Origin of the sequence: Alistipes ihumii AP11 (assembly GCF_025144665.1) — a bacterium.
Lineage (GTDB): Bacteria > Bacteroidota > Bacteroidia > Bacteroidales > Rikenellaceae > Alistipes_A > Alistipes_A ihumii.
This window is the reverse complement of the sequence record NZ_CP102294.1, coordinates 2,485,643-2,499,104: the sequence shown is the minus strand read 5'-3', so window position 1 is coordinate 2,499,104 and position 13,462 is coordinate 2,485,643. Positions and strand designations below refer to the sequence as shown.

The following is a 13,462-nucleotide window of genomic DNA, read 5'->3' as shown; positions in this document are numbered from 1 at the left end:
CCAAACGGCCGGCAGAAAAATTTACCCGGACCGGCCGCATAATCCGCAGCCCCTCCCGCCATTCGCCGTCCGGCGACGCACCCGATACGCCTACGAACGAGGGTAGACGGCTACCTCTAACCCGAAGTCCGCATACACGCAGACAGGTCCCTTCTTTATAAAACAACGACAAGCCCGAAGCCGGGATTGTCGCTGCGAATCGTGTCGGCTACGGAACTCAGCCGTTCAGCGTGCGCTCGACGTAACTCTTGTAATCCTTTACTACGGGCGTGTAATCGCTGCCGAACAGGGGCGACGAGATCAGAAAGTCGGCCGACGAACGGTCGATAGCCGTGGGCACGTTATACAGCGTGGCGATCCGTAGAAGCGCTTTGACGTCCACGTCGTGCGGCTGCGCCTGCATCGGGTCCCAAAAGAAGATCAGCGCCTCGACCTGTCCCTCGGCGATCAGCGCCCCGAGCTGCTGATCGCCTCCGAGCGGACCCGACTTGAGCAGCGTAATGTCCACGTCGTCCTCCCGAAACTCGCGGCCGCGACGATCCCTCAGCGTTTTCTCGACCATCTTGCCGGTCGTTCCGGTACAAATCAGATGATGCTTCAGCAAAACCTCCCAGTTCCAATCGACCCACTCGGCCAGGTCCCGCTTCATGTTGTCGTGCGCGACCAGAGCCACTTTCTTCTTGTTGTTCATAATCATCGTAATCAAGGTTTCGTCGCAAAGTTACGAAAGTTTGCCGGAGGAAAAGCCGCCGGCATCCGTTTTTTAGCCGGATCAGCGGAAAAATTTACTTCGGCAGACGAAATAGGGATTGTGCAGCGAGGTTTTGTTGTACTGCATGCCGGTTCCTCCGCCGAAAGGCTCGACCACGCCGCCGGCCTCGGAGAGAATCACCTCGCCGGCCGCCGTGTCCCACTCGTAGGTATTCGACGTGCGGACGTAGACCTCGACGGCCCCCTCCGCCAGCAGGCAGAACTTGTACGAGCTCCCCTGTTCGATGACTTCGGCGTCGGGATGCACGGACTTGATCCGCGCTACGTGCTCGAACGTCTCGTCCGTATTGTGCGAACGGCTGACGGCGATGCGTATCGGCTCGTTGGCGCACTCTCGCAGCGGCAGACGCACCGAGTCGCACCACAGGCCCGTAAGGTCGAACGATGCCTCGCAGTCGGGCCGCACGTCCGTCTTCAGATAGGATCCGACGCCCCGCTGAGCGAAATAGATTCGCCGGATGTAAGGGACGTAGATGATTCCTATGTAGGGTTCGTTATCGCACATCAGCGCGATATTGACCGTAAATTCGCCGTTTCCCTTGAGAAACTCCTTGGTTCCGTCCAACGGATCGACCATCCAGAACAAATCCCAGTTACGGCGTTCCTCGTACAGCAAGTCGCGCCCCTCCTCGCTCAGCAGCGGAATGCGCGTCTGACTCAGATAGTTCTTGATCAGCTCGTGCGACTCACGGTCGGCTATGGTGATCGGCGTATGATCGCTTTTCAGGTCGACGCCGTAATCCGCGTCGCCCGTATAGATATCGATGATGCGGGCGCCCGCACGCACCGCCGCGTTGTAGGCGTTCACCAGCAGAAAATCGGTCTGCTCCTTGTTCAGCATAATGCAGTCGTTTATAGTGTGAGCAAAAATTCCGTTCCCGGTCTACTTGGCCGACTCGAAAATCAGCAGCTCGCCGTCGCGGGAGGTCACCGTCGTCACCAACGGTCCCTTGAACCGCTCGCCTTGAGGCCCGATCCAGACGCCCCGGGGGAAACGCACGGTCCGCGTGTCGCTTTCGCCCAGCAGCGGCGCGACCAGATACTTCGACCCGATCATGAACTGGTCGTTGCAATCGGTGAACCCGTTACGGGGAAACTCGTACTCCATGTGACGGACCAACGGTTCGGCCGTGCGCGAAGACTCCGCCGCCAAAGCGGCGTAATACCCGCCGAGCTTTCCGCGTATCTCCAGCGCGTCGCGGCACTGCCGGGCAATCTGAGGATCGGTTATCCGCCACGGAGCCATCCCGATCGCAGAAACGGGAAGCAGAGAGGCCAACTGCATGTAGCGTAGCAGCAGCTTCTGGTCGACACCCGCCGAATCGGCCGGCTGCGCCGGATCGGCCCGGACCGTACTGTAAGGAAAACCGAGCAGATTGGCCGAAATCAGATTGGAAACGGCCTGCGGAAGAAAAGCCCAGTCGAGGCGGGCGTCCATCTGCAAATCGCTGACATAGGGCGCCATTCCCCTCGTCCGGCTGATCGTGTAGAGGCTGTAACCGAACCCGAGCCCCAATTCGCTCCACTTTTTCAGGTACTCGGCCGTCCCTTCCCGCGAAAACCGGGCATAGGGCAACGCCGCCTCGCAGTCGAACACGAACCCGTCGACCCCGCAACTGTCCTGCAATGCGGTCAGCCGGTCGCGCAGCATGTCGAAGACCTGCGGGTCGGTAATATCGTAGAAAGCGCTGTACCCGCCGGCCCATTCGGCGATAGCGGCCCTGCCGTCCGACATCCGGACGAAAGCTCCGCTGTTGCGATAGGCTCTGAATATCGGGCCGTCGCCGCTGACGAACGGAGTGACGGTCAGCAGCACGCGGAATCCCCGCTCGTGAAGCTCGCGAGCGAGCGCCGCGAAATCGCCGTACTCGTTCCAACTGGGCGTAAAGCTGCCGATGGTTTGCTGCCAGCCGCTCGGTACGACCAGCGTGCCGGAGGGATAACCGGACGCGAGCAGGCTTTCCGCGAAATCGCGAATCTGTCCGGCCGTAGCACCGAAAGGAATCTCGCCGGTCATATCGTACAGAGGAGCGGTAAAGAATCCTTCGGCCGGAACGCCGTTACCCTCCTTCGGCGGAAAATTGCGGTGACAACACACCAGATAAGCCTCCCGAAGCGTCTTGCCGCCCGTCACGGCCTCGACCTGCTCGACCGGCGAATCGATCAGAAAGCCGCTTCCCGTGAACTCGATCTTGAACGGCTCGCGGCTCCATATATAGCGTCCCCTGCTCGAAACGAGGAAAGGGGTCGCTTGACTCTTGACCCATGTCGACAGGTCGGTCTGCGGGAACGGTTTTTCGAGGGGCATCATCTGTTCGCCGGTCACGAACACCCCCCACCATTTCTCTCCTTTCAATACGTCGATCTTCGACTTGTACTGTCCCGCCGCCGTTCCCGCCGACAGGATCAGCGCCCATGCGGCCAGGACGGCCGAACCGATTATCTTTCTTGCTTCCATCGCTTTAATACTCGACCCGTTTCATCAGTGAATTGAACCACAGCACCCGTTGTCCGAACAGCGCCCCGGCCGTCGCCGCGTACTCGGCGAACAGCTCGTCGACTATGAGGCGGTAAGCCTCCATATCGTCCGCATTCACCTGAAGCGAATAAGTGAAATGATCCTCCGCATCGACCGACAGCACCCGGGTGAAAACGACCTTTCCGAAACCGCGTGCGCGGAGCGCGGGGATGTACTTTTCCGTAACGAACTTCAGCCAGCGGTCGTGCACCGACGGCTCCACCATGAACGAAGTATTGACAATATACATAATATTTTCCCGAAATCGTCCTCGAAAAATTTGTCTAATGTACGCTTTTATTCCGACTTCCTCAAATTTTGCGCGGCGCGGCGGCATGCGGAACGGCCGGCAGCGGCTCCCGAACGGGGTGTTCCGACCGCGACCGATCCGCCGGTCAGCTCTTTTATTCGACGCACAAGGCACGGTCCGTTGCGCCGGAGGTCTCGACCGTAAGGGGAAAGGGCCGCTTGCGAAACCGGCTTCCGGCTCCGCACCTCCCGAGAATACAAGACGAACAGGCCCGATTCCCGACGGAACGGCGAAATAATGGGAGCCGGACTTTGCTTTTTCGGAAAAACCTTGCTATCTTTGCGGTCCAATCTGTACAACGAATTAATTCAACATTAATATTAATGTACGCAATCGTAGAAATCGCAGGTCAACAATTCAAGGTTGAAAAGGGTCGGAAGCTCTATGTTCACCGTCTCGCGGGGGATGAAGGTTCCTCGCTGAGCTTCGACAAAATCCTGCTCACGGACAACGACGGTCAGGTCAAGGTCGGCACACCTGTAGTGGAAGGGGCCGCAGTCAGCGCAACCATTCTCAAACACCTGAAGGACGACAAGGTAATCGTCTTCAAGAAGAAGAGAAGGAAAGGCTATCAGGTCAAGAACGGCCATCGGCAGTGCTTGACTCAGATTCAAATCGACGAAATCAAGGCTTAACGTTTAAAACCAAATTACCATGGCACACAAAAAAGGGGTAGGTAGCTCCAAGAACGGTCGGGAATCCGAAAGCAAGCGTCTCGGCGTGAAACTTTTCGGCGGTCAGGTTGCCAAAGCGGGCAATATTCTGGTTCGCCAGAGAGGTACCGTGCACAATGCGGGCGAGAACGTTGGCATGGGCAAGGACCACACGCTGTACGCTCTGGTAGACGGAGTGGTTACCTTCAAGAAAAAGGAAAAGAACAGATCGTACGTCTCGGTGACTCCTCTGTCGTAGATGAGCCGGACGATTACCGAATCGAGGATGAAAATCCCTCTTGCGCCATGCGCAAGAGGGATTTTGTTTTGTGAACGAACCGACGTCCCGTCTCCGCGTATCGATACAAAGAAAACCGGGAATGCCCCGGCAAAATCCGATCCGCCGGCAGAATTCCCCTGCCAAGCGAAAGAACGCGCGTCGGAAAGCGGAGGCCCTGTCCGGAAAGCTCCGCGCGAAACGTTCGGGACGGATCGCGGCCCACGACCGAACGTACAGCACGCTTTTTGAACATTCGCCCGTCTTTCGCACGAGCCTCCGTGGCGAAACATCCCGAGCGCAGGAAACGCTTCCCGACGACCCGCTCCGGAGCACGGCCCGACGCCTTCGAGACAAATAACCGCGCAAAACGAAGAAAAGCAACGAAAAATACGTATTATTGCACAACCGATATTCCATCCGTCATGAAGGAAATCTACAACAGGCTGTTGCGACTGGCCCTGACGGTCGGGCTGACTGAACGGGAAGCGTTCGTAGACAAGGTTTCGGAAGTCATCGCCCGTAAAACGAGCGCCGATCCCCGCTACGGCGAGCGGCTGGCCGAAGGCGTTCTGGCCGCCGTCGAGGCGCTCCGGGACGAACTGCTGCTGAGGCAGGCGTTCGCACGTTCCTCCCAACGGGAATCCGGCAGGGAAAAGCGCCCGGCCGAATACGGAGAGCTGATCGACCGGATCGACCGGCTGAACCGGACGCTCGAGGAACTGAACCGAACCCTGAACGAGAGAAAGCCATGAAAATAGTGAACGTCTACATATCCATCCTCCAGTTTCGCCGCGCCTTGCAGATTCTGGGCATTCTGACCAAGCACTCGCTCGGCGAGCTGTTTTCCCACACCCGTTTCTCGCGGCGCCGCAGAAGGAAAGTGCAGAAGACGGTGCACACGACGCCCGAGCGCATCCGGATGACGATCGAGGACCTGGGCCCCACGTTCGTCAAGTTCGGCCAAATACTGGCCGACCGGCCCGACATGGTCTCCGAGAAATTCCGCATCGAACTCAAGAAACTGCAATCGCGCGCGTTGCCGTTCGACAACGACTACGCGCTTTCGCTGATCGAGAAAGAGCTGGGCGCCCCGATCGACGAAATATTCTCCGAGTTCAATACGACGCCGCTGGCCGCCGCGTCGATCGGACAAGTCTACGAGGGAAGGCTCCGCTCGGGAGACGAAGTGATCGTCAAGATCCGGCGTCCGTATATCGAGAACAAGATCAAGCTCGACATTTACCTGCTCAAGCATCTGGCGCGCAGCTTCGCCAAGCGCTATCCCGAACTGGCGGCCGTGAATATCGTCGGACTGATCGACGAGTTTTCGGCAACGATCCTCAAGGAGCTCGACTACACGCTCGAAGCCTCGAACATTTACCGGTTCCAGACGATGTTCAAGGACGATCCGACCGTGCATATTCCGTTGGTATACAGCCGATACTGCACGAAAAGACTGCTCGTAATGGAACGTATCCGGGGCATCGCTCCCGACGATCCGCCCGCGCTGCGGGCGGCCGGGCTCGACACGCACCGGATCGCCGTCAACGGAGCCGACATGCTGCTGACGATGATTCTGAGGCACGGATTCTTCCACGCCGACCCGCACGCCGGCAACATCTTCATCATGCCGGGCAACGTAATCGCGATGATCGATTTCGGCATGGTCGGCGCGCTGACGCCGCGCGACTTGAACTTCCTGTCGGATTTCGCTATCGGCTTCGCCCGCCGCAACGGCGATACGATCTCGAAGGCCCTGATCACGCTCTGCGGCAAAAAATTCTTCGAGCGCGAGGAAGAGCTGCGATTCGAAATACACCAGATGATGATGCAGTACACGGGAGTGCCGATCGAGACGGTGAACTTCGCCGGAGCGATGCAGGCGTGCATCGACGTGATCGTCAAATACCAGCTGCAGATTCCCTCGGGCATCTTCATGCTGATCAAGGCGCTCGCTACGCTCGAGAAATTCGCCGCGACGCTCGACCCGCAGCTTTCGCTCGCGCCGATCATTCTCCCTTATGCCAAGCAGATCGTCAAGGAAAAATACGCGCCGCGCAAAATCGCCGGCATGCTGTACGATACGCTGTCGAGCTACGTCGGTTTTATCCGCAGCTTCCCGGACGACGCGAGCGAGATACTCTACAAACTCAAAGAGGGCAAGATCAAGCACGACATCCGGCTCGACGACAACGCGCTGTTCGTCCGGACGATCAAGGCGATCAGCCGGCGGATAGCCTACGTGATCGTACTGGTCGGGCTGTTCATCGGTTCGGCGCTGCTGATGGTGTTCGACAAGGGAAACGCCTACGGACGTTTCATTCTGATCGCCGCCTCGGTGCTGATCCTGCTGCAAATGCTCAAATGGCTCTTTTCGGACCGGAACAAATAGACGCAGGCCGGACGGGCATCGCATCCGCAGGTCCCGAAAGTGCCTCGCACGAAGAAGCGAACGGGAAGCGCCTGCGACGGCTGTCAAAAAGGAAGGGCCGGGCGGACGGGAAGGTAGAGACGAATGGGAAGGAAGACAGAACGGGCGATGGTATCCCCGAAGCGGGCGGAAGTTTCGGCCGCATCTTTGCGAAACACGATTTAAAATCTACCGATATGAGCAAAATAGCCAAGCATCTGACGGATCTGATCGGCGGCACGCCGTTGCTGGAACTGTCGAACTACAGCCGTGAGCACGGCCTGAAGGCGACGTTGATCGCCAAGTTGGAATATTTCAACCCGGGAGGAAGCGTCAAGGACCGCATCGCGCTGGCGATGATCGAAGACGCCGAGCGAAGGGGCATTCTGAAGCCCGGGGCCGAGATCATCGAGCCCACGAGCGGCAATACGGGGGTCGGGCTGGCGCTTGTCGGAGCGTCCAAAGGATACCGCGTGACGCTGACGATGCCCGACACGATGAGCGTCGAGCGGCGCAACCTGCTCGCGGCCCTCGGAGCCCGCATCGTGCTGACGCCCGGAGCCGAAGGCATGACAGGGGCTATCGCCAAGGCGGAGCAACTGCGCGACGGTACGCCGGGCGCGGTCATTCTCCAGCAGTTCGCCAATCCGGCCAATCCGGCCGTGCACAGAAGGACGACGGCCGAGGAAATCTGGCGCGACACGGACGGACGGATCGACCTGTTCGTGGCCGGCGTCGGTACGGGAGGCACGGTCAGCGGCGTCGGCGCCCGGCTCAAGGAACTGAAACCGTCCGTACGGATCGTGGCCGTCGAGCCGGCCGAGTCGCCGGTACTGTCGGGGGGCCAAGCGGGGCCCCACAAGATTCAGGGCATCGGCGCGGGATTCGTTCCCGAAACGTTCGACCGCAGCGTAGTCGACCGGATCGTTACCGTAGCCGGAGACGACGCGATCCGCACCGGCCGCGAGCTGGCGCGCGACGAAGGGCTACTCGTCGGCATTTCGTCGGGAGCGGCGGTCTGCGCGGCGACCCGTCTTGCCGAAGAGCCCGAAAATGCCGGCAAGCTGATCGTCGCGCTGCTGCCCGACACGGGCGAACGCTACCTGTCGACCGCCCTGTACGCATTCGAGGACTATCCGCTGTAAACGCGCCCTGGACACACAACATCGCATTCTTCCGGTCGTATATCCACCGCCGGCCGGCTCGCCCGCATTTCGGGAAGCCGGCCGAAGGACGACAGAAGGAGCGATATGCCGAACTCCTTTTGTTATTATTGTGCTCAAAACGCTTCGAGAATCGTCCCCGCCAAAAGTACGGCATGATTCCGGAGAAACGACATATCGCCCGTCACAGCTCGCGACCCCGCCGGGCCGCGAGCTTTCCCTTTCCGGCCCGCGCAATCGCCATTCCGGCCGCACGGGCCGAAAAAGGGCGTTGCAGCCGAACCGTAAAGATACGTATCATATGATAGCCCACACCATAAAGCGAATCGTCTGTCTGGGCTGTTTGTCGCTCGCCGCAGCAGACATGTCCGCCCGCGACCGCGCGCTCGAAAAAAGCATCCGGACTTTCCTCCGGGACAGGCAGGCGACGGTAGCCGTCGCCGTACTGAACGACGGCCGGATGATCGCCAGTATCGAGGAGAAAGCCGAGCTGCCCACGATGAGCGTCTTCAAATTCTATCAGGCGCTGGCCGTGCTGGACCCCGCGGGCGGGTCCGGCCTGTCGCCGGACAGTCTCCTCTCCTTCGGGGAGAGCCGGCTGCCTCGGGACACGCACAGTCCGCTGAGGGATTCCATTCCGCAGGGAGGCACTCTGGCGGTCCGCGACCTGATCCGCTACGCACTGATCGTCAGCGACAACAATGCGTGCGACATTCTGCTGGCCGCAGCGGGAGGACCCGAGGCCGTCGATCGCTATGTCCGGCGGCAGGGTATCCGGGGCGTTACGATCGCAGCGACGGAGCAAACCATGCACGAGCGGTTCGAGAACCAGTATCTCAACCGCACGACGGCCGAAGCGGCCGTCCGGATGCTGGAGCGACTCGATACGGGCCGGCCTATTGCCGGCCGAACGGAGAAAACTCGTCGAGGAAGCCATGATCGCCTCGCGGACCGGGATCCGCCGAATCCGCAGCGTGCTCCCCGGAGACGTCGTCGCGGGCGACAAGACCGGCAGCTCGCTGCGAAGCGCCGAGGGCATGACGGCGGCCGACAACGATCTGGCGTTCGTCCGGCTGCCCGACGGCACGACGTACTACATGGCCGTGCCGGTCGCAAACTCCTTCGAGGACGACCGCACGAACGATACGACGATCGCCGGCATTTCACGAATCGTCTACGACTATTTCGTCGAACGGGAATAAAACCGGCCCCGTCCGAGCCGGTTCCGACGGACAATCCTTCGTAAGCCGATAATGTTCGGTGGCTAACCCAACTTTTAGGGAGAGTAAGCCACTTGTTACTAACATTTTATTATGTCAATTCATTATTAGTTTTACAACAGACCAATGACATTTGCGACAATACATATTGTCGCTATGTTGTTCTACACCTTCTATATCTATCATTGGAAGTTGTAATCTCTTTTCTTTCATCACAATCTCAAACTCATTGAAATACCAATCTTTAAGTTCTTGTTTATCTATTGTGAAGCCACAACTCCGTAAAAGTGTTGTAAGCTCTATTATTAGGATTGCATATTGATTTGTATTGACCCATATTATTTTTCCTTGTTAGTAACAATACCGCACAGTCTCCGACGGACCGGCCGACAACAAAGAGACGGACGGCATCGGCCGGAAGCAGCCTACCCGGCTATCCAATCGGCCGCGCGGTCGGCGCAGCGCTCGCCGTCGATCGCCGCCGAGACGATGCCGCCCGCGTAGCCCGCGCCCTCGCCGGCGGGGAACAAGCCCTGCACGCGGGGGTGCATCAGCGTCAGCGGATCGCGCGGAATGCGCACGGGCGACGACGTACGGGACTCGACGCCTACGACGAGCGCCTGATCGGTCACGAACCCCCGTATCTTGCGCCCGAACGAGACGAAGCCACCGCGCAACGCGGCGGACATGAACTCCGGAAGCCAGCGGTCCACCCGGGTCGGCGCGACGCCGGGCACGTAAGAGCAACGGGGCAGCGAGCCGCTGCGACGGCCGGCCACGAAATCCGACAGCCGCTGGGCCGGAGCGACCTGACGGTCTCCGACCTGCTCGTAGGCCAGCCGTTCGAGCTGCTGCTGGAACCGCAGCCCGGCCAAAGGGCCGTGTTCGGAACGCAGATGCTCGAAATCCGACAGGCGCACCTCGGTCACGATACCCGAGTTGGCGAAGACCGAGTTGCGTCCCGACGGCGACATGCCGTTGACGACCGATTCGCCGCCGCCGGTCATGGCCGGCACGATAAACCCGCCCGGGCACATGCAGAACGAGTAGACGCCCCGTCCCCCCACCTGCTCCACCAGCGAGTAGGACGCGGCGGGCAAATACTCGCCTCGCTCCGGCATATGGTACTGCGCCGCGTCGATCAGCCGCTGAGGATGCTCGACGCGCACGCCCATAGCGAAAGCCTTCGCCTCGAGCTCGACGCCGCAGCGGTCGAGCATCTCGTAGATGTCCCGGGCCGAATGGCCGGCAGCCAGCACGACGGCCGCCCCTTCGACGAGCGTATCGCCGAGCAGCACGCCCTCGACACGGTCCTCCCGGACGCGCAGGCCGGTCGCACGGGCCCCGAAGACGAACTCGCCCCCGGCCTGCTCGATCGTCCGGCGGATCGACGCGATGATGCGGGGAAGGCGGTCGGTCCCGATATGCGGATGAGCGTCGTAGAGAATCGACTCGTCGGCGCCGTGAAAGCGAAGCACCTCGAGCGCCTTGCGGTAGTCGCCCCGCTTTTTGGAGCGGGTATACAGCTTGCCGTCGGAATAAGTCCCGGCCCCGCCCTCGCCGAAAGCGTAGTTGCTGTCGGGATCGACCTCGCCGTTGCGATTGATCCGAGCGATGTCGCGCTTACGGGCCGAGACGTCCTTGCCGCGCTCGAGCACGACGGGCCGCAACCCGCGCTCGATCAGCCGCAATGCGGCGAACAGCCCCGCCGGACCCGACCCGACCACCACCACGGGCGTCCGTCCCCCGACGAACGGATAGTCGAACCGCACCGGATCGGGCTCCCGCTCCCGGTCGACATACACCTCGACGCCCAGATTGACCCGGACGGGACGGCGCCGCGCGTCGATCGAACGCCGCACGACGCGCACCAGCGAGACGCGCGACGAATCCACCCCCAGGTCGCGGGCGATCAGCGGAAGATAGTGCTTCACGTCCGAAGCCTGCTTCGGAGTGAGAACGAGAGAAAGGTCGAACGGCATATTTTTAATCGGATCACATACCAGATTTCGCCAAAATTAGTACATTTGTTTCAAAATACATCTGTTGGCTATGAGGAATCTGGTTATCATCCCGACCTACAACGAACTGGACAACATCCGTCCGATGATCGACAAGGTCTTCTCGCTTCCCGAAAAATTCGACCTGCTGGTTATCGACGACGGTTCGCCCGACGGCACGGCGGAGATCGTCAGGGAGCGGCAGAAAGCGTATCCCGAATCGCTGCACCTGATCGAGCGTCAGGGCAAGCTGGGGCTCGGAACCGCCTACCTGACCGGATTCCGCTGGGCGCTGGAGCACGGCTACGACTATGTCTTCGAGATGGACTGCGACTTCTCGCACAACCCGGACGACCTGATCCGGCTGTCGGCGGCCGCCGCCGAGGGAGCCGACCTGGTGATCGGCTCGCGCTACGTGACCGGCGTGAACGTCGTGAACTGGCCGATGAAGCGGGTTCTGATGTCGTACTACGCGTCGGCCTACGTCCGCGCGGTAACGGGCATGCCGGTCCGCGACGCGACGGCCGGATTCGTCTGCTACAGCGCGAAGCTGCTCCGCACGATGGATATGGATGCCGTCGAGATGAAGGGCTACGGCTTTCAGGTCGAGATGAAATACACGGCATGGAAGCTCGGCTTCCGGATCAAGGAAGTGCCGATTATCTTCACCGAGCGGACGCAGGGCGCGTCGAAAATGAGCGGCGGCATCTTCCGCGAGGCGTTCTTCGGCGTACTGAAGCTGCGTTTCCGCACGATCAAACCGCGCGCATGATGAGCGGCTTGCTGATCCGGGGCGGGACGATCGTCAACGAGGGAGAGAGCTACCGGGGCTGGATCGTCGTCGAGAACGAACGCATCGCGCGGACCGGACGGGGCGACTATCCCCGTCCCGAGTTCGACGGCGAGACGATCGACGCGGAAGGAATGTACGTGCTGCCCGGCGTGATCGACGACCAAGTGCACTTCCGCGAGCCGGGTCTGACCTACAAGGGCGATCTGCACAGCGAATCAATCGCGGCGGCGGCGGGAGGAGTGACCTCCTACATGGACATGCCCAACGTCAAGCCGCCCACCGTAACGAACGCTCTGCTGGAAGAAAAGCTCGAACGTGCGGCCGAAACCTCGGTGGTCAACTACTCGTTCTACCTCGGCGCGACGAACGACAATATCGAGCAGATCCGTCGCCTCGACCCGAAGCGGGTCTGCGGCGTCAAGCTCTTCATGGGCTCGTCGACCGGCAACATGCTCGTCGACGACGAGCGTGCGCTCCGCGCCCTGTTCGCCGAGTCGCCCGTGCCGATCGCCGCGCACTGCGAGGACGAGCCGACCGTACGGGCCGACATGGAACGTTTCAGAACTCTGTACGGCGAGTCGGGCCTGACTGCGGCGATGCATCCGCTGATCCGTTCGGCAGAAGCCTGCCTGCGAAGCTCCGAAAAGGCGGTTTCGCTGGCCGAGCGCTACGGAGGAAGGCTCCACGTACTTCATCTGAGCACGGCCCGCGAGTTGAGCCTGTTCGACCGCGACAAGCCGCTCGAACAAAAGCGCATCACCTGCGAAGTCTGCGTGCATCACCTTTGGTTCAGCGATGCCGACTATGCCCGAAAAGGCAACCTGATCAAATGGAATCCGGCCGTCAAGACCGCTGCCGACCGCGACGCGCTCCGGGCCGGGCTGCTCGACGGAGCGGTCGACGTCGTAGCGACGGACCATGCGCCCCACACGCTCGAAGAGAAGGAACGCCCCTATGCGAGCGCTCCGTCGGGCGGTCCCCTCGTACAGCACTCGCTGCCGATGATGCTCGAACTGAGCGCGCAGGGCGTATTGCCCGTAGAAACGATCGTCGAGAAAATGTGCCACGCGCCGGCCCGGCTGTTCGGCGTCCGCGACCGGGGCTTCCTGCGAACGGGCCATTTCGCCGATATCGTGCTCGTCCGGCCCGCAGATCCATGGACCGTATCGAAAGAAAACATCCTGTACAAGTGCGGCTGGTCGCCTCTGGAAGGTACCGCGTTCTCGCACCGCATCGTGCGGACGCTCGTCAACGGACGGACCGTCTATGCCGACGGACGGGTCGATACGACGCACCGGGGAGCGGAGCTCGAGTTCGACCGGTAAAAGCGAACGCCGGAGTCCG

14 protein-coding genes and 1 pseudogene are annotated in these 13,462 nt (G+C 60.6%); 9 read left to right on the top strand and 6 right to left on the bottom strand.

Annotated elements, in window-relative coordinates; translation table 11 throughout:
- Positions 1 to 217 precede the first annotated feature (217 nt).
- The 4 genes from NQ491_RS10060 to NQ491_RS10045 all read right to left on the bottom strand — a co-directional run bounded on the left by NQ491_RS10060 (position 218) and on the right by NQ491_RS10045 (position 3,539).
- Entirely contained in the window at positions 218 to 691 is a 474-nt protein-coding gene (locus tag NQ491_RS10060; protein ID WP_019245686.1) for a methylglyoxal synthase, read from the bottom strand.
- A gap of 81 nt (positions 692 to 772) precedes the next feature.
- Positions 773 to 1,612 carry a 3'(2'),5'-bisphosphate nucleotidase CysQ family protein gene (locus tag NQ491_RS10055; RefSeq protein WP_019245687.1) on the bottom strand — a complete coding sequence of 280 codons (840 nt, stop codon included), beginning with the start codon at positions 1,610 to 1,612 and terminating at the stop codon, positions 773 to 775.
- 42 nt (positions 1,613 to 1,654) lie between these two features.
- Positions 1,655 to 3,229 carry a TIM-barrel domain-containing protein gene (locus tag NQ491_RS10050; RefSeq protein ID WP_019245688.1) on the bottom strand — a complete coding sequence of 525 codons (1,575 nt, stop codon included), beginning with the start codon at positions 3,227 to 3,229 and terminating at the stop codon, positions 1,655 to 1,657.
- A 4-nt stretch (positions 3,230 to 3,233) separates the two neighbouring features.
- Positions 3,234 to 3,539 carry a DUF4286 family protein gene (locus NQ491_RS10045; RefSeq protein WP_019245689.1) on the bottom strand — a complete coding sequence of 102 codons (306 nt, stop codon included), beginning with the start codon at positions 3,537 to 3,539 and terminating at the stop codon, positions 3,234 to 3,236.
- Between the two features lie 383 nt (positions 3,540 to 3,922).
- Between NQ491_RS10045 and rplU the strand changes: the two genes are divergently transcribed.
- The 5 genes from rplU (at position 3,923) to cysK (ending at position 8,087) form a co-directional block, all read left to right on the top strand.
- Positions 3,923 to 4,234: a 50S ribosomal protein L21 gene (gene rplU / locus NQ491_RS10040; protein WP_019245690.1), complete on the top strand. Its 312-nt coding sequence runs from the start codon at positions 3,923 to 3,925 to the stop codon at positions 4,232 to 4,234.
- 19 nt (positions 4,235 to 4,253) lie between these two features.
- Positions 4,254 to 4,511 (top strand): 50S ribosomal protein L27, encoded by a 258-nt coding sequence (gene rpmA / locus NQ491_RS10035; RefSeq protein ID WP_019245691.1) that lies wholly within the window; start codon positions 4,254 to 4,256, stop codon positions 4,509 to 4,511.
- A gap of 443 nt (positions 4,512 to 4,954) precedes the next feature.
- Positions 4,955 to 5,284, top strand: coding sequence for a hypothetical protein (locus NQ491_RS10030; RefSeq protein WP_019245693.1), 330 nt, complete (start codon positions 4,955 to 4,957; stop codon positions 5,282 to 5,284).
- Positions 5,281 to 6,924 carry an ABC1 kinase family protein gene (locus tag NQ491_RS10025; protein ID WP_019245694.1) on the top strand — a complete coding sequence of 548 codons (1,644 nt, stop codon included), beginning with the start codon at positions 5,281 to 5,283 and terminating at the stop codon, positions 6,922 to 6,924. Before NQ491_RS10030 ends, NQ491_RS10025 begins: the two co-directional genes overlap by 4 nt.
- Before the next feature lie 215 nt (positions 6,925 to 7,139).
- Positions 7,140 to 8,087, top strand: coding sequence for a cysteine synthase A (cysK, locus tag NQ491_RS10020; protein ID WP_019245695.1), 948 nt, complete (start codon positions 7,140 to 7,142; stop codon positions 8,085 to 8,087).
- Positions 8,088 to 8,402: 315 nt separating this feature from the next.
- On the opposite strand, the gene NQ491_RS10015 is transcribed toward cysK, so the two are convergent.
- Complete coding sequence (locus NQ491_RS10015) at positions 8,403 to 8,618, bottom strand: hypothetical protein (protein WP_232423195.1); 216 nt, start codon at positions 8,616 to 8,618, stop codon at positions 8,403 to 8,405.
- Between NQ491_RS10015 and NQ491_RS11305 the strand changes: the two are divergent.
- A pseudogene (locus tag NQ491_RS11305) lies at positions 8,566 to 8,943 on the top strand (serine hydrolase); the annotation flags it as partial. The gene NQ491_RS10015 and the pseudogene NQ491_RS11305 sit on opposite strands and share 53 nt — an antisense overlap.
- A 97-nt stretch (positions 8,944 to 9,040) precedes the next feature.
- Entirely contained in the window at positions 9,041 to 9,307 is a 267-nt protein-coding gene (locus NQ491_RS10010) for a serine hydrolase (protein ID WP_019245697.1), read from the top strand.
- 443 nt (positions 9,308 to 9,750) lie between these two features.
- Here the strand turns inward: NQ491_RS10010 and NQ491_RS10005 are convergent, their stop codons facing one another.
- Entirely contained in the window at positions 9,751 to 11,307 is a 1,557-nt protein-coding gene (locus NQ491_RS10005; RefSeq protein ID WP_019245698.1) for an NAD(P)/FAD-dependent oxidoreductase, read from the bottom strand.
- Between the two features lie 70 nt (positions 11,308 to 11,377).
- Between NQ491_RS10005 and NQ491_RS10000 the strand changes: the two genes are divergently transcribed.
- The gene (locus NQ491_RS10000; protein WP_019245699.1) at positions 11,378 to 12,097 is read left to right on the top strand and encodes a polyprenol monophosphomannose synthase; all 720 of its coding nucleotides are present in this window, start codon (positions 11,378 to 11,380) and stop codon (positions 12,095 to 12,097) included.
- Entirely contained in the window at positions 12,097 to 13,443 is a 1,347-nt protein-coding gene (locus NQ491_RS09995; RefSeq protein ID WP_034282918.1) for a dihydroorotase, read from the top strand. Before NQ491_RS10000 ends, NQ491_RS09995 begins: the two co-directional genes overlap by 1 nt.
- The last annotated feature ends 19 nt before the right edge of the window (positions 13,444 to 13,462 follow it).